The sequence below is a fragment of the Helicobacter sp. 13S00401-1 genome, assembly GCF_002272925.1.
Taxonomy (GTDB): Bacteria; Campylobacterota; Campylobacteria; order Campylobacterales; family Helicobacteraceae; genus Helicobacter_I.
On record NZ_MLAR01000012.1, the window covers coordinates 1 to 19,969 of the forward strand.

Annotated in this window: 16 protein-coding genes; 5 read left to right on the top strand and 11 right to left on the bottom strand. The window is 34.8% G+C overall.

The features are described 5' to 3' along the window. From BKH43_RS06495 to BKH43_RS06525, 7 genes are all read right to left on the bottom strand, one after another. The coding region (locus tag BKH43_RS06495) for a cache domain-containing protein (RefSeq protein WP_143429045.1) at positions 1-1,439 on the bottom strand (1,439 nt) is incomplete at its 3' end. Between the two features lie 162 nt (positions 1,440-1,601). Continuing rightward, on the bottom strand, positions 1,602-3,530 hold the full coding sequence (locus BKH43_RS06500) for a hypothetical protein (protein WP_095229816.1): 1,929 nt from the start codon (positions 3,528-3,530) through the stop codon (positions 1,602-1,604). Next, positions 3,527-4,768, bottom strand: coding sequence for a CDP-glycerol glycerophosphotransferase family protein (locus BKH43_RS06505; RefSeq protein ID WP_172402338.1), 1,242 nt, complete (start codon positions 4,766-4,768; stop codon positions 3,527-3,529). Before BKH43_RS06505 ends, BKH43_RS06500 begins: the two co-directional genes overlap by 4 nt. Then, positions 4,755-5,444 carry an L-ribulose-5-phosphate 4-epimerase AraD gene (gene araD / locus BKH43_RS06510; RefSeq protein ID WP_095229820.1) on the bottom strand — a complete coding sequence of 230 codons (690 nt, stop codon included), beginning with the start codon at positions 5,442-5,444 and terminating at the stop codon, positions 4,755-4,757. Before araD ends, BKH43_RS06505 begins: the two co-directional genes overlap by 14 nt. Beyond that, the gene (locus BKH43_RS06515; RefSeq protein WP_095229822.1) at positions 5,437-6,492 is read right to left on the bottom strand and encodes an NAD-dependent epimerase/dehydratase family protein; all 1,056 of its coding nucleotides are present in this window, start codon (positions 6,490-6,492) and stop codon (positions 5,437-5,439) included. Before BKH43_RS06515 ends, araD begins: the two co-directional genes overlap by 8 nt. Continuing rightward, positions 6,489-7,187, bottom strand: a complete 699-nt coding sequence (locus BKH43_RS06520) for an IspD/TarI family cytidylyltransferase (protein WP_095229823.1) — start codon at positions 7,185-7,187, stop codon at positions 6,489-6,491. Before BKH43_RS06520 ends, BKH43_RS06515 begins: the two co-directional genes overlap by 4 nt. Further along, a complete protein-coding gene (locus BKH43_RS06525) occupies positions 7,184-8,461 on the bottom strand; it encodes a hypothetical protein (RefSeq protein ID WP_095229825.1) in 1,278 nt (425 codons plus the stop codon). The genes BKH43_RS06520 and BKH43_RS06525 overlap by 4 nt, the downstream gene beginning before the upstream one ends. A gap of 437 nt (positions 8,462-8,898) precedes the next feature. Between BKH43_RS06525 and BKH43_RS06530 the strand changes: the two genes are divergently transcribed. The 4 genes from BKH43_RS06530 to BKH43_RS06545 all read left to right on the top strand — a co-directional run bounded on the left by BKH43_RS06530 (position 8,899) and on the right by BKH43_RS06545 (position 13,839). Then, on the top strand, positions 8,899-9,489 hold the full coding sequence (locus tag BKH43_RS06530; protein WP_095229827.1) for a phosphatase PAP2 family protein: 591 nt from the start codon (positions 8,899-8,901) through the stop codon (positions 9,487-9,489). 137 nt (positions 9,490-9,626) lie between these two features. Further along, positions 9,627-10,430 (top strand): 16S rRNA (adenine(1518)-N(6)/adenine(1519)-N(6))-dimethyltransferase RsmA, encoded by an 804-nt coding sequence (gene rsmA / locus BKH43_RS06535; RefSeq protein WP_095229829.1) that lies wholly within the window; start codon positions 9,627-9,629, stop codon positions 10,428-10,430. After that, positions 10,400-12,811, top strand: a complete 2,412-nt coding sequence (locus BKH43_RS06540) for a ribonuclease J (RefSeq protein ID WP_095229831.1) — start codon at positions 10,400-10,402, stop codon at positions 12,809-12,811. Before rsmA ends, BKH43_RS06540 begins: the two co-directional genes overlap by 31 nt. A gap of 5 nt (positions 12,812-12,816) precedes the next feature. Then, a complete protein-coding gene (locus BKH43_RS06545) occupies positions 12,817-13,839 on the top strand; it encodes a KpsF/GutQ family sugar-phosphate isomerase (protein WP_095229833.1) in 1,023 nt (340 codons plus the stop codon). A 789-nt stretch (positions 13,840-14,628) separates the two neighbouring features. Here BKH43_RS06545 and BKH43_RS06550 read toward each other — a convergent pair. Further along, positions 14,629-16,287 carry a DASS family sodium-coupled anion symporter gene (locus BKH43_RS06550; RefSeq protein WP_095229835.1) on the bottom strand — a complete coding sequence of 553 codons (1,659 nt, stop codon included), beginning with the start codon at positions 16,285-16,287 and terminating at the stop codon, positions 14,629-14,631. Between the two features lie 244 nt (positions 16,288-16,531). Beyond that, positions 16,532-17,656, bottom strand: coding sequence for a GTPase ObgE (obgE, locus tag BKH43_RS06555; protein ID WP_095229837.1), 1,125 nt, complete (start codon positions 17,654-17,656; stop codon positions 16,532-16,534). An 84-nt stretch (positions 17,657-17,740) separates the two neighbouring features. Here obgE and BKH43_RS06560 point away from each other — a divergent pair, with 84 nt between their 5' ends. Beyond that, positions 17,741-18,763: a bifunctional 3,4-dihydroxy-2-butanone 4-phosphate synthase/GTP cyclohydrolase II gene (locus tag BKH43_RS06560; RefSeq protein WP_095229840.1), complete on the top strand. Its 1,023-nt coding sequence runs from the start codon at positions 17,741-17,743 to the stop codon at positions 18,761-18,763. A 42-nt stretch (positions 18,764-18,805) separates the two neighbouring features. Here the strand turns inward: BKH43_RS06560 and lptB are convergent, their stop codons facing one another. Together lptB and tsaE are read right to left on the bottom strand one after the other, a co-directional pair. Beyond that, positions 18,806-19,528, bottom strand: a complete 723-nt coding sequence (gene lptB, locus BKH43_RS06565) for an LPS export ABC transporter ATP-binding protein (protein WP_095229842.1) — start codon at positions 19,526-19,528, stop codon at positions 18,806-18,808. Next, positions 19,525-19,950 carry a tRNA (adenosine(37)-N6)-threonylcarbamoyltransferase complex ATPase subunit type 1 TsaE gene (gene tsaE, locus BKH43_RS06570; RefSeq protein ID WP_143429046.1) on the bottom strand — a complete coding sequence of 142 codons (426 nt, stop codon included), beginning with the start codon at positions 19,948-19,950 and terminating at the stop codon, positions 19,525-19,527. The genes lptB and tsaE overlap by 4 nt, the downstream gene beginning before the upstream one ends. Between the last annotated feature and the right edge of the window lie 19 nt (positions 19,951-19,969).

Genomic DNA, 19,969 nt, shown 5'->3' on the forward strand with positions numbered 1-19,969 from the left:
TTAGAATCTAATACTGAAGTAGAGAAGTCTAATTTAAGATAACTATCAAATACTCTTTCTATCTCATTCATATTAGAACCTATCTTTAGTTCTAATACATCTAACATATTATTAAGTACATCTCTTAATTCAATTAATTGAGGATTAGAAGGTAACTTAAGTATTCTTACACTTAAGTTACCTTCTTCTATAGTCTTAGCTACATTTAATGCTTCACTTACAGCTTCACTGTCTTTGGATAAAGAGGTTTTAGTTTTATCCATAGCTATATTAATAACATTAGATATAACTCCTAGTTCATCTTTAGATCTAGTATCTAGTTTAGGTATGTTTATAGCTTTTTCATGGTTTATAACTGCAAAGGTATCTATTAGAGTAGCTTGTATATTTCTTACTCTTTTTATGAAGGCTTTATCTATATAGAAGTAAAAGAAAACTACTATGATGATAATTGCTATGATGGCAGTGATTACTATAGTCCATATTAGTATAGTTACTGGTTTTAGGGCGATGTCTGAAGGAACCAAAACTAGCATATTTAACGAAGCGCCAAACTTTGAAAGTTTAAAGTTGTTATTAGCTACTAAAAAGCTCCTTCCATCTGAGGTAATCTTCCCATAAAAATCATCTCCATTAGCTAAGTGAGTTTGCAAGGCATCAAAGTCTTTAGAATCTGCAAGCATCTTTATATCACCTATAGGCTTATTACTTTCACCTGTGACATTAGATACAACAGCTACTCCATCATACACAAGATATCTACTAGCACTTCTCATAATATCACCTTCACGGATATCTGTCATATCACTAATTATCTTTTGCATAAAATTTAGATCTAAAAACTGGGCTATAACACCTATGACCTTGCCATTTTGCGTGATAGGAACTGCTAACTGCACAGTGTTATATTCTTTACCATTTACAGTTTTAACTGTAGGAGGCCCTATACTTATCTTACCTTCAAGGGCACTTTTTATAATGGGGCTACTTGATACTTCATCATAGGCATGTTTTGCATAAAGCAAAGTAGAATCCCCACGCCCATTATTAATAGCGCGTAGTAGCGTATGGCCATTAGGCGCTACGTAATTTGGATTATCAGTAGTTGTATCAGCATAAATTAGAGAGCTTAAAACTGAATCTGAAGAGTTGTTTAAAGACCTTACCTCTGGAGTAACTAGGGCTGAAGGAAGCATACCAAAGTGAGCTATAACTTCACTTACTTTACTAGCAGTTACACTCATAGATGTGCCTGCTTGGCTTATCTTTCCATCAAGGACTGTGCTCATACCCTCTGATGCTAGAGTGAGGGTTTGTCTTACGGATTTATTCATCGTGTTGCTTGTACTAATTGCGGCTATGATACTAAGTATTAAAATCACTATAAATGTAACCACAACCACTACCACAGCAACTTTTAAGCTTATATGCTTTCTCACTTAAAAACTCCTGGTAAAAATATCATTTTAAAAGCCTACTTATAAAAAGCTAAAAGCCTTTAAGTAAACTTAAATTTTACATTAAATAATGCACATTTAAGCTTGCAAATATAAGTTACTAAAAATCCACAAGGCCATCTTTACATACACAAAGACAAGCTTTTAAGTTTTAAACGCACTTCTTTTAAGTTTTTTAAGCACTCTAATGGGCATAGATCTTAAAGAAAGCATCTTTCTTATAAACACATTAGACCTAATCTTAGAGTAAAGAACATTTTCAGTATCTGCTTTTTGTGATAAGAGATATTTTAAGGCGCTATAAAAACTAAACTTTGGAGCAAAGCTAGTTTCTTTACCCATATAACTATGTTTAATATCACCTAGTATCTCTGCATGTTTTTTATCAATATCAGTACTTAGAAATCTTACATAACTTTCTAGTATATCTTGTGACACAAAGCTTTTATAAGCCTTATTTTCAAGCATGATGTGCGTGTAGTCTAGTACACCTTTAATGTAGTCTTCTAAGCCATCTTTATTTACTTTTATGTTTTCAAGTATAGGGATACACACTCCATCTTTTAGCCTATAACCTAGTGTTTGGCCATGAGGTGCTCGCGTTAGTAGTTCAAGAAGTATCCCAGAATCTCCTCTTCTAAATGCATGAAAATATATATGTTCTGTATTAATCATAGTAAATATACCGGGTGTAGAAGCAAAATAAAAACACTTAATAGGTTTAGAAAAAAAGTCTTGCAGCAAGCAAGCTAGTGCATTTTGTGTAAGACCAGCACCATCTAGATCTATAAAAGCAAAGTTATCATCACTTAAATCTAACTCTTCTCTAAGATACCTTATAACTAGTTTTCTTTTATCTGCACTAACTTCCACTAGCCTAGCAAGCAAAGAGGCATTACTAAGCAAAAAGTCTTTTAAATCTTGCAACTTTTTTAAACTTAGACCCTTATAATACTTTTTTAACCCTTTAGGAAGTATGCTAATAAACTCTGATTTAATCATATTAAAACCAGCATGTAGGTTTTTTAAATTACGTAAATATGATTCTACAAACTGTTCATATAGTTTAGTATTATCAATACTAAGGGCAGGTAGGCGCCAAGCCTTCCTTGAACCATAGATATACTTAGTATCTATCTTTAAGCCTTTAGATTCTATAGCCATATCCATCATCTTTTTAAGGATATAGCCATCCCTTGCTATAAAGTAAAGTCTAGTGATACCACGTCTTTTTGTCTGTTCTAATAGCCACAAGATAAAAGGGTAGAATAAAGGCCCTCCAAGAGAAGCACCTAGATCATACATATTAGAATTAGCACCAGTGTTTGCTAAACGAAGATTCCTAGAACACCCTACACTTAGCTGTGTAAAAAAGCTTTTAGGGTGGCTATTTAAAAGTCTTTCTTCATAGCTTTCTAGCTTCATAAAGTTATAAAGCTTAGCTTTTATGCCAAGACTTAAGGCGTTGTTATAATCAGCATGTTTATTATCCCCTACATGCTCCCACTCTTTAAAGCTTACTTTTTCTTTATCTTGTACATATTTATACATCTGCTTTGTTGCTTTCATAAAACCAACTTCTGAAGAAAGGTATAAAGTAAGCGTGTTTAACAAAGGATCAAGTCTAGCTAGAAAACTTTTTACAACACTAAAAGGTAGATACATATCAGATATAAGCACTACTTTTTTACCACTAGCAACTAAGGCTTTTATCTTGTCTATGTTTGCTTTTATAGGAACTATGTTTTCAGATTCTATAGCTATCTCTAAGTCTTTTAATAAGATAGTTTGACTTAGGGTTAAAGATAAAGTTCTTCTTATATCTTCATATATGGAATCTAAATTTACATCAAATCCAAAGTTATACTTTCTACTTAAACAACGCAGTCTATACTCACTATCTACCCTATAGTTAAAAAAGTTAGTTTTCAAACTGGCTGGAAAGTCTAAAAAAAGAGGATCATTTTTAAGTCTTTCTTGCATAAGAGTAAAGATGCCAGTTGGCCTAGCTACCTTTCTAGTTAGTAAAGTATCAAATACATCATATGAATATAGCCTTATCTCATCACTCATAGTCTTGCTCCCATCTTTTCTAAGATAAAGCTAGCTATCCTTTTAGGTGAGTTTTCATCATCACTATGCCCTGCCCACTCTAAAAACTCTTGTGCTTTTTGCTTAAAGGCTACTTCATCAAAACCTAAAATGTTAGTCATAAGCTCATAGTTGTTTCTAGCTACCTTACAAGGAAGTACATCTAAGTCATAGTAAAAGCCATTTTCATACTTTTCTAGATCTGTGGCATAGATAAAAGAAGGCTTTTTTAAGATAGCAAACTCTGGCAAAGAGGAGCTGTAGTCACTTATTAAAACATCACTTGCTACTTGCAATTCTTGCATATCAGGGTATAAGGAAGCATCTATAACCTCATCTTGATTATAAAGAGTTTCAAATACTCCTTTTTGCATATGTGAGTGAGCGCGGATTAATACCTTCCAGTTACCACCAAAGCGTTTATGCAAACTATCTTTTAGTAAGTTTATATCTATGTTATAACAGTATGTCCTCTTATCAGGCCTCCAAGTAGGGGCATAAAGACAGATTCTATCTTTGCTTTTTAGTTTATAAAAACTTTTTACTTTGTCTATAAAAGGCTTAGGATCTTTATAAAAGATACTATCTCTTGCCTTGCCTAGCTTTAAAACTTCCCCATATCCCCAAAAGGCAGTTTTAAATATCTGCTTTTCTAACTCGCTATCTGTAAAAAGGTAATCAAACATAGCACAAGAACGTTTTTGCCACTTTAGCCAGCCAAGCTTATCAAAGACTTCTAATGCATCTGCATCAAGCTTTTTTATACCCATAGACCCATGAAAGGTTTGAAAGTAAACTGTACCCTTAGGCTTAATAAAGCCTTTTTTTAGAGGTAAAAATATATGAGAGTTAACAACTAAAGCTTTAGCAGTAAAAAGTTCATATAAGAATCTAAAAGAGTTATAGTTTATCTTTCTTATCACTTTTGGCATATAGCTAATATCAGTTATTTTAGAAGTTGCCCATACTATATCAAGCTTGTTAGATTCCATACTTAAAAGCTCTTCTAGGATGTATTTTGTGCTATCAAAATACTGCATCATATGAGGATTTACAAACACTATCTTATTAGCCCTAACCTTGCAAAACTTTCTAGCTAACTTGCAGTAAAGTCTTTCAAGGATGTATGTGTGTCTAATCTTTCTTAAAAATCTTATTAGCACCCTTTCATAGCTACTAGGCAATATGAAGTTTTTTATAAGCCACTTAGTCTTGTCCATAGTACTTATCCTTACCATGTTTTCTATAAAAGTGCTTATTTAATAGAGACTTTGATATATCTTTAACTTTTAGATTTAAACATCTAGTTTGGTAGTTCATCTTAGCTATCTCTTCTACTATCATCGCATTTTCAACTGCATTAGATGCGTCTTTCCCCCACGTAAAAACACCATGTGAGTAAACTAAGATAGCTGGTATCTCTTCATATCTTTTTTGTTGAAAGCTCTCTACTATAAGCTTTCCTGTATTTAACTCATACTCACTTTCTATCTCAGCCCTACGCATCTTTCTAGTACAAGGTATCTCTCCGTTAAAATAGTCACTATGAGTAGTGCCTAGTGGTTTTAGAGTAAGTCCTGCTTGGGCAAATGAAGTAGCATAGTTTGAGTGGGTATGGCAGATACCATAAACTAGAGGGAAAGACTTATAAAGCCAAAGGTGAGTTTGCAAGTCAGATGAAGGCTTTAAAAGACCCTCTATCACATTAGCCTCTAAGTCAACTACTACCATATCACTTGGTTTTAATGCACTATAATCCACGCCTGAAGGCTTTATACAGATATATTTTCTATCTTTGCTGATATTAGAGACATTACCCCAAGTTAGCATTATAAGGCCTGAGTTAGCTAGTCTTTTATTAGCTTCAAAGGCTTTGAGTTTTAACTCTTCAAACATTTACATCCTTTGTATCCCTTAGCTTAATAAAGGCCTTTCCTAGTGCAAATGTATGGCTTAAGCCTTCATTAATGTTAAAAAGAGGCCTCCATCCTAGCTTAGTTAACTTTGTGGCATCAAGGATTAAATCCTGTTCTTTAGAGTAGCCTTTAGATTCCATATCACTAGGTAGCTCATATCTTATACCCACCCCTGCTATAGTGGCTAAAGTCTTAGCGTAGTCAAAAACACTAGAGATAGAATCTTTATTTGCCACGTTATAAACTTCACCACTTTTTCCTTGCAACAAGATAGTAAGCAAAGCACTTATGCAATCTGCCACGTAGCAGTAACTCCTTTTTTGCATCCCCTTACTTTTTAAAACTATATCTTTGGAATCTAGGGCATTACGCAAAAACTGTGCATCTGCCTTTGAACTAGAAACTGTGATACTTGCACCATAGATATAAGAAAGCCTAGCGACATTAACTAAAGTATCAAACTGGGCCTTATAAGACATACACAAGCTTTCAGCTGCCCTTTTAGATTCTGGATAGCATGACCTTGCTAGCTTTGTATCAACTAAGCCTAAATCTTCTTCTTTAAAAGGCTTACTTTTAATATCATGCCCATAGATCTCACTTGTAGAGATATAAAGAAACTTAGTATTTTTATATTTTTTAGCTAGATCTAAAAGAGAGAGTGTTCCTAGCAAGTTAACCTTCATAGTATCTACTGGGTTATTTGCAAAAGCTATAGGGTTAGCATTACTTGCAGCGTGGATGATAAAGTTAAAATTTATATCTATAAAAAAAGGCTTACTTAAGTCATAGCTTAAAAAATGTATCTTTTGATTGCTAATTAATTTAGGGTAGCTTCTAGAAAGGGCATATATGCTTAGATTAAACTTCCTTGTCTCATTTAAAAAACATAGATAGTTTAGTAAGTAAGTGCCTATCAAACCACTAGCACCAGTTAGCAAGATAGAAGAGTTTTTTAATAAATCTAACTTAGAATCTAAAAGCTTGCTTATATCTTCATACTCATTAAAAAGTAGCCTAAAACTCATCTTACTTCCTTTTTTAAAAGGGCTTTAAATATCTCTATATCTTCTAAGGTTGTTAGCTTGATATTTGTTTCACAGCCTTTAGTTATATAAACCTTATGCCCTAGCTCAGTAGCTAAAGTGCAGCTAGCTATTGAATTAGTTATGCCTTTAGAGCTAGCCTCTTTGTGGAGATCTAAGATGAAAGAAAGCTTAAAGCCTTGTGGGGTTTGGGTGCGCTTTAGCTTATCTCTTGGGTAAGAAGACATAGAATCTATAGAGTTTGTAGTCTCAAGCATAGCCTCTTGGCAAGGCAAGCAGACTATGGCGTTGCCTTTTAGGTTAGTTACTTCTAAGCACTTAAGGATTATCTCTTCTGTTACATTAGGTCTTATGGCGTCATGTACTAAGACATTAGATTCTAAGGGATAGTGTTTTGCTAGCTCATAGATTCCATTTTTAATTGATTCTTGTCCTACTTTGCCAGGTGGGATTATATGCCTTAGCTTAGTTATATTAAACTGCTTAGCATAAGCCTTTAAAACTTCCTCCCAGCCGCTTAAACAAACAACTGCTATGATGTCTATTAGCCTACTTTCTTGAAACTTTTCTAGTGTGTAGATAATGATAGGTTTATCATATATGCTAATAAACTGCTTAGGCAAAGCCTGTTTCATCCTCTCTCCTATTCCACCAGCTATGATTAAGGCTATATTCATTTTCTTTCTCCTTTAAGTATATGTTTTAAGTCTTTTAATATCCTCTCTGCAACAAGGCCGTTATTTAAACCACTCTCTTTTAAAACTTTTAGTCTTATCTCTTTTAAAGGATCTTTATCTTTAAGCAAGATGCTTTCTAGATACCCAAGCAAACTAACATCATCATAAGCCTTATAAAAAGTATCAAATATCTTTTTAGATGGACTAAAAGGAGGTGGCAAAGGATAAGTTGGGAGTAGATGAATAAGTGGTTTTGTGGTACAAAAGTACTCTATTAAAAAAGAGCCACTATCAGTTATTAGGGCTTTAGAATCTAAAAAGAACTTGATGTAGTCTGAGTTATAAGAACTTATCCCTATAGCTTCCCACTGCTTGTAGTAGCCTTCTACATACTCTTTTGAAAAGCCACTTTTTAAAAGGCTTGCTTTAAGTTTAGGGTGAGGCTTAAACACCCAGTTTAAGTTTGAATGTTTTTTAGCAAAATCTAAAATAAGCCTATGGTTTTGTAAAAATGTAGCGTAGTTAACTGGATTTAGATTTTTAACATGAGGAAATGAGTAGTGGGGAGCATAGATAACATAGCTTTGCTTGCTTGTGGATGCATTTAGATAAAAGTTATCTAGCTGTGTGTGCCCTATAGGACAAAAATTATCAACTTTTGCATGTTTTTTATACAGCTCTTTCCAATCGTGATTTAAAACATAGTATCTATATAAAAACTTATGGAATCTTAAGTTTATATCTAAGTTTAAGTTGCCATAATTTGACACATAATAAGGCATATAATAGGTTAAGGCAAACTTTGAAGTATAAAGGGGCGCTTGATTTCTAGCTAACTCCCAGGGCTGCTCATAAAATACTATATCAGGTCTTAGCTCTTTTAAACTAAGATACTTTTTATCTTTATAAGCATAGATGATATTAATATTTTCTTTTTTAAAGTATAAAAGCTCACTATCAAGATAGCCTATGTCTCCTTCCTTGCTTTTATGCACACTAGTTAAGGGCGTTAGAACAACTAGTGGTTCAAATAAATCACTTTGTGCCAGCAAGTCATATAACGACTTCATTTTCCACTTAGAGCTTTCATTTACTAAAAATAGCACTCTTAGTCTTTTTTTAGCAGCAAGTAAGGCTAAGGTTTTTTTATATCTTTTTTGGACAATAAGAACTCCTAAGTCTTCTACAAAGCTTCTAAGCTGCTTTATAGGCCTTATAGGCATGATCTTTTTAAAAGTAAGAGATAGCAAGTATCTTAAATGGTAAACATCCATAAGCAGTCTTTCAAGATGCCTAACACCACATAATAGATATTGTGTGGTGGTGGGTGTGTTAAAAAGTGGTTGTTGTTATAAAAGAATGCTAGTTTGCATTTAAACAAGGGGCAAAAAGGAGTTAATTATGTTTAAATAAAGTACGTTATATAGGTGATGTGAAAATAAATATTTTCAAAAAGTAAATATTGTATTTGCAAAATGTATTTTTGTTATAATTTTTAGAAATTTAAACCTTAACCCACCACCACACAATATCTATTATGTGGTGGTATAGTGTTACGTTTAGATACTTATTTTTAATCTTAACTTTTTTATCTTATGTTTTTGGCTTAAGTTTTTAAAACTTAGTATGCTAGTGTGCATTTTTGAAAATTTGAGATAAAATTTTTAATGATTATCACCACAAAGTAACCACTACAATAAAGAACACAACTATGAAAAAGATTCTGCTAGGCTTAATGTTATGCATGCTACTTGTAACAGAAGGCAAGGCTAATGACTTTAATGGCACAGACTGGTTTAGAGGTTTTGGTGATGTTTTTACTTTGCTTCCTTTATACGCAGGGATTGCAAGTTTGGCTATGCAAGATTATGAAGGTTTTGGGCAAGTACTAGCTGGCAGTCTAGTTACTCAAGGCATAGTTGAAGCAAGTAAGAGAAGTTTTGAACTAAGTGCAAAACTTGGACATCCTGTAGAGTTTAGTCGTCGTCCAGATGGCGGGCATGACTATAAAGGTATGCCTAGTGGACACTCAAGTGGAGCTTTTTCAGGAGCTAGTTATATATTTTATAGATATGGTTGGAAGCCTGGCATCCCAGCCATACTACTAGCAACTGCAGTTGCTGCCTCACGTGTCGTAGCTAAACGTCACACTATAGCCCAAGTAGTAACAGGTGCAGTTTTGGCCTGGGGAGTTGGCTATCTTTTTACAACTAAGTATCAAAAGTTTGTAGCCATCCCAAGTATAAGCTCTGATGACTATGGCCATACTTTTTACTCTTTAAACTTTTCTACGAGATTTTAAGAAAGCAAAAAAAGCTAACCTTAAAACTTTGACAGCAAACATAAAAAATAGCTAAAATGCATAAAAAGCTATATTAACGTCATCATAAAAGTTAGCGTTAAAGCAAAAAGCTTAAGGATCACTCAAAGGATAAGCTTTTGTCTTTTTCTCATAAAAAGCACCTAGGGCAGAACTTTTTAAAAGATACTCTTATAAAAGATAGAATCTTCTTATCAATTCCCTCTTTTGCAAAAAACTTGCAACTTGTTGAGATAGGGACTGGATTGGGCGATTTGACCCAAAGACTTTTAGACTTTGGAAGAGTTGTAACCTATGAGATAGATGAGGACTTAAAAGCACCTTTAAAAGCTAAGTTTGAAAATGCTTTAAAGGATGGATCTTTAGAGATAAGATTTGAAAATATCATGGATTCCAAAGATAGCGCTATCTTTGAAGGCGAGTACTTTTTAGTAGCTAACCTCCCCTACTACGTGGCTACTGCCTTTATACTAAAGGCTTTAAGAGATGAAAAATGTAAGGGCTTTTTAGTGATGATACAAAAAGAAGTAGCACAAAAGTTTTGCGCACAAAGTGGTGAAAAAGAGTTTTGCGCACTAAGCGTTTTAAGCCAAAGTCTTGGAAGCATGGAGTATCTTTTTGATGTAAAAGCCTCAAGCTTTGAGCCTATGCCAAAAGTAGATTCGGCTGTGATTTACTTTGTTAAGACTAAGGGCTTGATAAGTGATTTAGAATCTTTGCTGAAAAGGGCTTTTAAGTCTCCTAGAAAGATGCTTTTTAAGAATCTAGAGATAGATAAAAAAGAGCTAGAAGAGATTTTTGCCACGCTTAATTTAAGCATGCAGATAAGACCTCATCAAGTATCAACTGATACATATATAAAACTATTAAATCAACTACAAAAGGTAGGAAAATGGAAAATAACAACGAAAGAAGTGACCTAAATGAAGGTCAAAACAAGCATACTGAATCTAACCGCGAAAAAAACCAACAAAACACCCCCAAAGATGGAAGCCAAAATGTAAGGGAAAGAAAAAAGTTTTTTAAGCCTAAATTTAAAGAGTTAAAAGAAGGCAATAGCGAAGAAACAGAAGGTGCAAATACCACTCAAAAAAGATGGAAAAATAGACAAGATTCTAAAGCCCCTAGGGAAAATAGAGGCTATAAAGAAAACTACGAAGAAAGAACTAAGCCTACAAAAGATAAAGAATCTAAAAGTGGGGATGCTAGAGACTTTAACAAGAACAATCAAAAAGGCAACTTTGGCTTTAAAAAAGATCTTAAAAAAGGTGTAGAAACTAACACTAGAGCACAAAAAAGTAGTCTAAACCCTCACTATAAACTAAACCTTGGAACTAAGGCAAGCGTTAGGATAACTCCTCTTGGTGGTCTTGGTGAGATAGGTGGGAATATGACAGTTTTTGAAACTGAAAACTCAGCCATAGTTATAGATGTAGGTATGAGTTTTCCTGATGAAAACATGCCTGGAGTTAATATCTTAGTGCCTGATTTTAGCTATCTTCAAACTATTAAACATAAGATTAAAGGAGTTATCATAACTCACGCCCATGAAGACCACATAGGCGCAGTACCTTATCTTTATAAGCTCATGCAGTTTCCACTTTATGGAACCCCTCTAGCACTAGGGCTAATAAGTAATAAATTTGATGAACACGGTCTTAAAAAGTGCCGTGATCTTTGCCACGTAGTTGAAAAAAGAAAGCCAGTGCAAGTTGGAGACTTTGAGATTGAGTGGATTCATATAACTCATAGCATCATTGATGCTAGTGCTTTAGCTATCACAACAGAGGCAGGAACTATACTTCATACAGGAGATTTTAAAATAGATCACACTCCAATAGATAATCTTCCTACAGACCTTCACCGCTTAGCATATTATGGTGAAAGAGGCGTTATGTTGATGCTTAGTGATTCTACTAACTCTCATAAGCCAGGAGTTACTCCTAGTGAAGCAAGCATAGGCCCAGCCTTTGATCACCTCTTCCAAAGTGCTAAAGGAAGAGTTATCATGAGTACTTTTAGCTCTAATATACATAGAGTCTATCAAGCAATATTACACGGGATAAAGTACGGTAGAAAAGTAGCTGTAATTGGCATGAGTATGGAAAAAAATCTAGATCTTGCAAGAGAGCTAGGCTATATAGATCTTCCTAATGACATCTTTATAGACGCCCATAAAGTGAACTCTTTGCCTGATAATGAAGTCTTAATAGTAACTACAGGTTCACAAGGTGAGCCTATGAGTGCCCTTTATAGGATGGCAACTAATGATCATAGACATATAAACATAAAAGGAGATGACTTAATCATCCTTTCAGCTAAGGCCATACCGGGTAATGAAGGCTCAGTTTCTAGCATACTAAATCTTCTTATGAAGGCAGGAGCAAGAGTAGCCTACCAAGACTTTAGTGAAATCCACGTTAGCGGACACGCCGCCCAAGAAGAACAAAAACTTATGCTGCGCCTTGTGAAGCCTAAGTTTTTCCTACCGGTGCATGGAGAGTACAACCATATAGCCCGCCATAAACAAACTGCTATCTCTTGTGGAGTTTTGGAAAAAAATATCATATTAATGGAAGATGGCGATCAAATCGAAGTTAATCCAAACTACATGAGAACAGTTAAACACGTAAAAACTGGTAAAGGCTTTATAGATAACAACACTAATAAATACATAGATAGTGAAGTAGTAAGTGAAAGAAATGCCCTTTCAAAAGATGGAATCTTTATACTAACTCTAAGATTTGATAATCTAAATAAAGAAGTACTAAGCCATAAGATAAATGTCTTTGGAATCTTAAATCAAAAAGATGAAGTTGCCTTTGGCGAAGAGTGTTTTGAAGCCTTACTAGCACATATAAATGTAATAAAGCCTTTTGTCTTAAAAGACTCCAAAGCCTTTGAAGCTGATCTTTTTAGCTTTTTTAGAAAACTACTCTTTAAAAAGTTTAAAAAATACCCTGCTATCTTAATCAATGCTTTTTTTACTAATGAAACCCCAGCAAAGCCAAAAGAACATGTAAGAGAGCAACATAAAAAACTATCTAAGGCAGAAGTTATAGAATCTAAAGAGGAAAAAGAAGGTTTTGAGGTAGAAAAAGACGAAAAAAGTCAAAGACCTGAAAGAAGCGAAAGGCCAGAAAGACATGAGAGAGCTGAAAGGAGTGAAAGAGGCGAGAAAACTCCAAGACCAGAAAGACCAGAAAGGGCTGAAAGAGCTGAAAAGTCACAAGAAAAAGGTGAGAGGAGTGAGAAAAGATCTCACACTCATGAAGAGCTTTTAGATGTTTTCAACAAAGACTAAAGCACATGCCTAAAAGTTTAAATATAAAAGCTCCAAATGGAGAGAATTTAGATAAGAAAAACTTAAGTAAAGACTTTTTAGATGTTATAACTAAAGAGGCCACTAGTCTTTTAGACTATGCTAAAAAAGCTGATATAAAAGATCTAGTTTCTATCATCAGCCTACTTTTAAACACAGAGGGCAAAGTAGTCTTTTGTGGTGTAGGCAAGTCAGCACTAGTTGCTAAAAAAGCCTCTGCTACTATGTCAAGCACTGGCACACCTAGTGTATTTTTACATGCTACTGAAGGGATGCATGGAGACTTAGGTATGCTTAGTACAAAAGACACTCTTATAGTCATAAGCTATAGTGGGGCTAGCAAGGAGTTAGTTGAAGTTTTGCCCCATGTAAGAAGGCTAGGAGTAAAAATCATCGCTATAACTAAAAGTAGAGATTCTAAGATGATATATGATTACATCTTGCCTTTAGGAGAGTTAAAAGAAGCCTGTCCACTAGGCATAGCACCCACTACCTCTACTACTTTAAGTCTTGCCATAACTGATGCCTTAAATGCTTGTTTGATGATAGAAAAAAACTTTAAGCCAGAAGATTTTGCTTCATTTCACCCAGGTGGAAGCTTAGGGCTTGCACTTTTTGTAAAAGTAAAAGACTTGATGCAAACGCTTAATCTTCCTTTAATCTCACAAGACACTAAGCTAAAAGATGCGGTGCTTGTTATGAGTGAGTGCAAGCTTGGGTCTTGTTTGATAGTAGATTCTAAAGGCAAGCTTTTAGCAGTTTTAAGTGATGGCGATTTAAGGCGTTCTATGATGAGAGAAGACTTTGATCTAAGTAAGCCTGCACTAGATTTTGCTAACAAACATCCAAAAACTATTGATGATGCAAATCTACTTGCATTTGATGCTTTAAAAATCTTAGAGTTTAATAAAATCCAACTTTTAGTAGTCATAGATAAAGATTCTAAAGTAAGTGGAATCTTGCACATACACACTCTAGTTAGTGCTGGTTTTAATGTAGCTAAAAGCTAGTAGTTTCTAGCTACATTAAGCATCTTTTTAAGAGCTAACACACTTTAAACTCCCATCTACATGCTTAAAAAACTTACTAAAGTAATATCAACTTGTAATACTAAAAGCCCTATAATTTTTATATAGAAGCATTTTTTATAGGCAACTCCAGTCTATTTATACTATTAACTAAATCTTTATTCCAATAGTTTCTTTTTTTTACCTGATATATTTTCTTTTAACCAAAGCGAAGCTTACTTGAAACTAGCACTAGTTGGCTATAAGCAACTAGGGCCTTCTTTTTTTGGGAGAGCTTTTTTTAAATATGAGTTAAAAGGAGGGCCTTGGCATATTTCCATTTCTAGTAAAAATGGCTAAGTCTGCACTCTCTAGCATCCTTTTAACGCCACTTTTGTCAGTGCGAAATGGGGCTAGTTAACAGGCACATTTTATAGAAGTAGTTTGCATTTCTATTAAGTTTATAGTTTTTATATTGTTATTACGATACAGCAGTTCTCATATATAGCCTTTTGTTTTTACGTTAGTAAAAATAAGCATGCGTAAGACTATGGGGGGCAATATTTTATAAAATAAAACCAGGAGGATAAGGGAGAAGCGCCTAGTTTAAGATAGGGCCCCCCTCCTCCCCCCTTGCCAAAAAATACTAGTTTTATAAAAGTAGATTCTATTAATAAAAAACTATCCATTTTAAAAAACTAGCTTATCCTTATGGTGTTTTTGATAAAAAGGCAGTAAAAAAGATGATAAGCACATAGTAAGCTTTAAGCCCACTATGTATCAAGATAAAATCTAAATCTTTATAGAAAAAACATAAGTTGCTATAAATATAGTCGCAAGAGTTATGATAAAAATGCCTATGATATTAAGCCAGAATCCTGCTTTTATCATATCTACTATCCTTACATAACCTGAGCCATAGGCTATAGCATTAGGTGGAGTAGCCACTGGAAGCATGAAGGCACAAGTTGCTGCAACTGCTACTGGTATAGTGAAAAGCAAGACATCACTACCATTGTAACCAAGCCCTATAGCCACACCTGCTATAACTGGCAAAAAGGCTGCAGCTGTTGCTGTGTTAGAAGTTATCTCAGTTAGGAAGATAACTAGGGCTGTAACTATAAGTATGATTAAAGCTATAGGCATAAAATCTAGGGTTGAAACTTGATGGCCTATCCATAAAGAAAGCCCTGTCCTGCTAAACTCAGCTGATAAAGCTAGGCCTCCACCAAAGAGGATTAATATATCCCAAGGAAGCTTTTTAGCAGTATCCCAATCTATTAGCCTTTCTCCACTTCTATTAGCCGGGATGATAAATAAAAGCACAGAAACACTCATAGCTATAATGCTATCAAGACTGCTTACTTTTATCTCAAAAGCCTTAAGTATAAAACCTAGGAAGATCCAACTAAGCGCAGCTAGCACAAAAAGTAGTCCTACTAGCCACTCAGCACTACTCACCTTACCTAGTTTTTTGTACTCAGCATGTATGATCTCTTTACCACCTGGAATCTCTTTTATCTCAGGCTTAAAAAAGACAAAAACTAGCAAAAGCCAACAAGCTATAAGCATAAGTATGGCTATAGGAAGCCCTACTAACATCCACTGACCAAAGCCTATATCTACGCCAAGTTCATTTTTCATATAGGCTATTAAAAGTGCATTAGGTGGGGTGCCTATGATGGTTGCAAGAGAGCCAATAGAAGCTGAGTAAGCTATACCTAACATTAAAGAGATGCCAAAGTTTGTTCTAATGGCTGAAGTTCTTTTTTTAACTTCAGTTACTACATCTTTACCTTTATGGACTATCTCATTAACTATGCCGCCTTGTATCCCCTTACTTGCTACATCATCAAGATGTTTTATATCGCCTTCAAGCGTGCCATCTTCTTTACCTGTAGTAAGTTTAGCAACTATATGCAGAACTGAAAGTCCAACTGGAAGCATCATAACTGCCGTAGCTGTATTACTAACCCACATAGATATAAAGCCTGTAGCTATCATAAAGCCCGCAACTAACCTTCTTGGACTAGTACCTACTAGTAAGACTATAAAAAGGGCTATACGTGTGTGAAGATTCCACTTTTGCATGGCTAGGGCTAAGATAAAACCACCCATAAAAAGATAGATGATATCTGATGCATAAGGAGTAGCAGCTGACTTAAAAGTATCAACGCCAAGAAGTGGGAAAAGCACCATAGGTAAGAGGGCAGTAACTGGCAAAGATATAGCCTCAGTCATCCACCATATGCCCATCAAAACTGCCACTGCTGCAACTATAGGAAGGCCATCAACATAAAGCTTTTTACCTTTTGAGGCAGCTAGGGCTATATCCCCTGCATTACTAGGTATAAAGTACCAAACTAGCAAGGCAGCTATGATACCTACAAAAAACCCACTCCACCGGATAATGTTAGTTTTTCTATCTAAAGTTACAACTTGATTCCCCACTGAAACTCCTTGTTAGTTTTTAATAAGCCTGTTTTTGGTCTATTGGGCTATTGACATAAATACTACAAGAAAAGCTTCCTTAAAGCAAACTATTAACGTAACATTTATAATTATGTGAGTAAAAATTGATAAAAGGTGTAAAAAAATAACATTTCTTGATAAGAATATCTATTTTTGTTTGCCTATAAAATCTACAAGCATTAACTCCACTAAGACTTAAGCTTAAGTCTTAGTAATATATAAACTACTTAGTTTCTAAGTGCTTGCCTAGTGCTTGAAGACTTAAGCTTAAAAGCTCTACTAACTTTTTAGTATTACTATGGGCTATGCTTGAGATGTGCATGATAAAAAGTGGCTCTTTGCTAGGAGTAAAAACACCTTCATCTTTATAGTCTTTTAAAGCTTGAGATATAAAGATAGAATCTGCATCTAAGTTAAATCCAACCTCTTTTATCTCACTACTTTTAGCCTCTATATCTAGTACATCACTTTTACTAAAAACTATAGCATAAGGCTTAGCATCAAACTTATCTGAGTAGTTATGAAGCTCTTTTCTTAAAACGTCAAGTTGCTCTTTTAGTCCCATCTCACGGGTTGGATCTAGCAAGAAAAGTAGCATCCTAGTGCGTTCTATATGTTTTATAAAGTTTATCCCTAGTCCCTTACCACTACTAGCCCCTTCTAAAAGCCCTGGGATATCTGCTAGCACAAAGCTTTTATAATCACTTGCATCAACTACACCTAAGTTAGGCTCTAAGGTTGAAAACTCATAGTTTGCAATCTTAGGAGTAGTGTTAGCTAAGGTTGCTATAAGAGAAGATTTACCTGCATTAGGAAAGCCAACAAGGGCTATATCAGCTATAAGTTTTAACTCTAATCTCACACTTAAAAATGCACCAGGTAGTCCACTTTGAGCATAAGTTGGGCGTTGGTTGATGGAATTTTTAAAGTGGGTGTTACCAAGACCTCCCTTACCTCCTTTTGCTATTAAGACTTTTTGGCCATTATCCACAAGATCAAAAAGTACTTCTTCTCCCACGTCTTCTAAGTAGTCCTTACACTCCTTGCTAGCACTTAAGAGTATGACTTGAGTGCCAGGTGGTACTTTTAAAACTAAGTCTTCTCCAGATTTACCATGGGCCTTTCTTGAAGTACCTGGTACTCCATTTTTAGCAGAGTACTTTCTTACACCTCTAAAAGCTGCTAATGTATGAGTGTTGTTATCTACTTCAAGATAGATGCTTCCTCCACGTCCGCCATCACCTCCATCTGGTCCTCCTTGAAGTACAAACTTCTCTCGCCTAAAGCTAACTGCTCCAGCACCTCCATGTCCAGCTCTTAGCGTAATATCTATACTGTCTACAAACATAGTTCCCCTTAATAATTTGTATAGATTCTAACAAGTATTAAATATAATTGTTAGAATCTAGTTTTAAAATCCAAAAGGAAACAAATGTATTTACAAAGAGTAAAAGAAGCAATAAAAGCCATAAGAAATGGCGAGATGATAATTATTATGGATGATGAAGATAGAGAGAATGAAGGAGACTTAGTTTATGCTGGGATCTTTACAAGTCCTGAAAAGATAAACTTTATGACTAAGTATGCTAGAGGACTAGTTTGTGTAAGTATCACTGAAGATATAGCTAAAAAACTAGATCTTAGCCCTATGGTTAAGCATAATGACTCAAATCATGAAACAGCCTTTACTGTCTCTATAGATTCTAAAACTGCTAAGACTGGAATCTCAGCCTTTGAAAGAAGTGAAACTATAAGATTAATGTGTGAAGAGACTACAGAGCCAAGCGATTTTGTAAGACCTGGTCATATATTTCCACTGATTGCAAAAAAAGGTGGTGTTTTAATACGAACCGGTCACACTGAAGCAAGCATAGATATATGCAAACTTGCAGGCCTTAAACCAGTAAGCGTTATATGTGAGATCATGAAAGATGATGGTAGTATGCCTGGACATGGGGATAAATTTTTAAGCGACTTTGCAAAAGAGTTTAATCTTAAGATCTTATATGTTAGCGACTTAGTGCATTTTAGGTTAGAACATGAGTGCTTGCTTACTGAGATAAGTAATACTGAAGATAACTTTTTAGGCAAGGCTTGTAAAAAGTATGAGTTTAAAGACCACTTAAATAATATCCATACTGCTTATGAGTTTACTCCAAAAAACTCTATACCACTAGTTAAAATCCATAGAATCACTCCGGATTTAGAGCTTTTCCAAGATGAAACTAGATATAAAGAGATGATAAAAAGTGTTGATATCTTGCAAGAAAAAGGTGGCTTTTTAATCTTTATAAACGCCTATAGTCCAAATGACGTTGATAAGCGTTTTGGCACAGGAGCGCAGATATTACGCCTTTTAGATATTAAAGAGTTTGATTTATTAAGTAATAAAGAGCAAAGTTTTAACTCACTTCATGGCTTTAACCTAAACTTGCGTAAAAGAGTAGAAATATAAGCTAACTGCATAGTTTTATAGAATCTAGATTCCATAAAACTACTAGGCCTTGAAGTGCTCCCCTAGATAGTACTTTCTAACTAGAGGATTTTCATAGATATCACTTGCATTACCACTAGCTAAAAGTGAACCGCTTTTTATAACATAAGCCCTATTACAAACACTTAAAGTTTCCCTTACATTGTGATCAGTTATAAGCACTCCTATATTCATAGCAGCTAAGGTTTCAACTATCTTTTGGATATCAAGTACAGCTATAGGGTCAACTCCAGCAAAGGGCTCATCTAAGAGTATAAACTTTGGGCTTTTTATTAAAGCGCGTGCTATCTCTACACGACGCCTTTCTCCCCCACTTAAACTTATACCCTTACGACTTCTTATAGGCTCTATATTAAAAGCCTCTAACATCTTATCTATCCTGTTAGTTATCTCTTTTTTGTTGTTGTAGGCATTTTGTGCAGCTATCATCAAGTTATCTTCAACGCTTAAGTCTTTAAAGATACTAGATTCTTGAGGCAAATAGCCTATGCCTAGATTACTCCTAGCGTGCAAGGGAAGTTTAGAAATATTTTTATCATCTAACCATACCTCGCCCCCAGTTGGTTTTAAAAGCCCACATATCATATAAAAAGTAGTAGTTTTTCCAGCGCCATTAGGTCCTAGTAGACCCACTACTTCGTTGTTATGCACTTCTAGTGAGATATCTTCTACTATACGCGTACTTTTAATGTGTTTGCTTAGATTTTTTGCCCTTAATACGCTCATGCTTCCTCAATAATATAAACTCTAGAATCTTTTTCCTTCTCTACTATCTTAATCTTAGCAAACTTAAAGCCCATATCTGTTAAGTGAGACTCTATAGCCTCACCCCACTCCAAAAAGTGAAAGCCTTCATTTTGCAAGCACTCAAAGATTTCTAGAAAATGCATAGGAGAATCTTTAAAGTAAAGATCATAGTGATAAATCTTACTAGTTTGGTTATCTTTTGTTATCTCATACTCATTTATAAAACTAAAACTTGGGCTAGACGTCCTAGCACTAAAGCCTTTAGCAAAGGCTTGTACAAGAGTACTTTTGCCACTACCTACATCTCCAACTAGTAAAAAGATCTTAGATTCTAAAGTAAGCATAACTGCGCATAATGCCTCTAACCCATCTTCTTTTAAACAAAACTTTTTAATACCCATCTTTACCTCTTTTAGCCTT

Coding starts and splice junctions, on each gene's coding strand:
- BKH43_RS06525 (WP_095229825.1), bottom strand. CDS start 8,461: ATGGATGTTTACCATTTAAGATACTTGCTATCTCTTACTTTTAAAAAG.
- tsaE (WP_143429046.1), bottom strand. CDS start 19,950: ATGGGTATTAAAAAGTTTTGTTTAAAAGAAGATGGGTTAGAGGCATTA.
- BKH43_RS06545 (WP_095229833.1), top strand. CDS start 12,817: ATGCCTAAAAGTTTAAATATAAAAGCTCCAAATGGAGAGAATTTAGAT.
- BKH43_RS06515 (WP_095229822.1), bottom strand. CDS start 6,492: ATGAGTTTTAGGCTACTTTTTAATGAGTATGAAGATATAAGCAAGCTT.
- BKH43_RS06540 (WP_095229831.1), top strand. CDS start 10,400: ATGGAAAATAACAACGAAAGAAGTGACCTAAATGAAGGTCAAAACAAG.
- BKH43_RS06505 (WP_172402338.1), bottom strand. CDS start 4,768: ATGGACAAGACTAAGTGGCTTATAAAAAACTTCATATTGCCTAGTAGC.
- BKH43_RS06520 (WP_095229823.1), bottom strand. CDS start 7,187: ATGAATATAGCCTTAATCATAGCTGGTGGAATAGGAGAGAGGATGAAA.
- BKH43_RS06560 (WP_095229840.1), top strand. CDS start 17,741: ATGTATTTACAAAGAGTAAAAGAAGCAATAAAAGCCATAAGAAATGGC.
- BKH43_RS06530 (WP_095229827.1), top strand. CDS start 8,899: ATGAAAAAGATTCTGCTAGGCTTAATGTTATGCATGCTACTTGTAACA.
- araD (WP_095229820.1), bottom strand. CDS start 5,444: ATGTTTGAAGAGTTAAAACTCAAAGCCTTTGAAGCTAATAAAAGACTA.
- lptB (WP_095229842.1), bottom strand. CDS start 19,528: ATGAGCGTATTAAGGGCAAAAAATCTAAGCAAACACATTAAAAGTACG.
- obgE (WP_095229837.1), bottom strand. CDS start 17,656: ATGTTTGTAGACAGTATAGATATTACGCTAAGAGCTGGACATGGAGGT.
- BKH43_RS06500 (WP_095229816.1), bottom strand. CDS start 3,530: ATGAGTGATGAGATAAGGCTATATTCATATGATGTATTTGATACTTTA.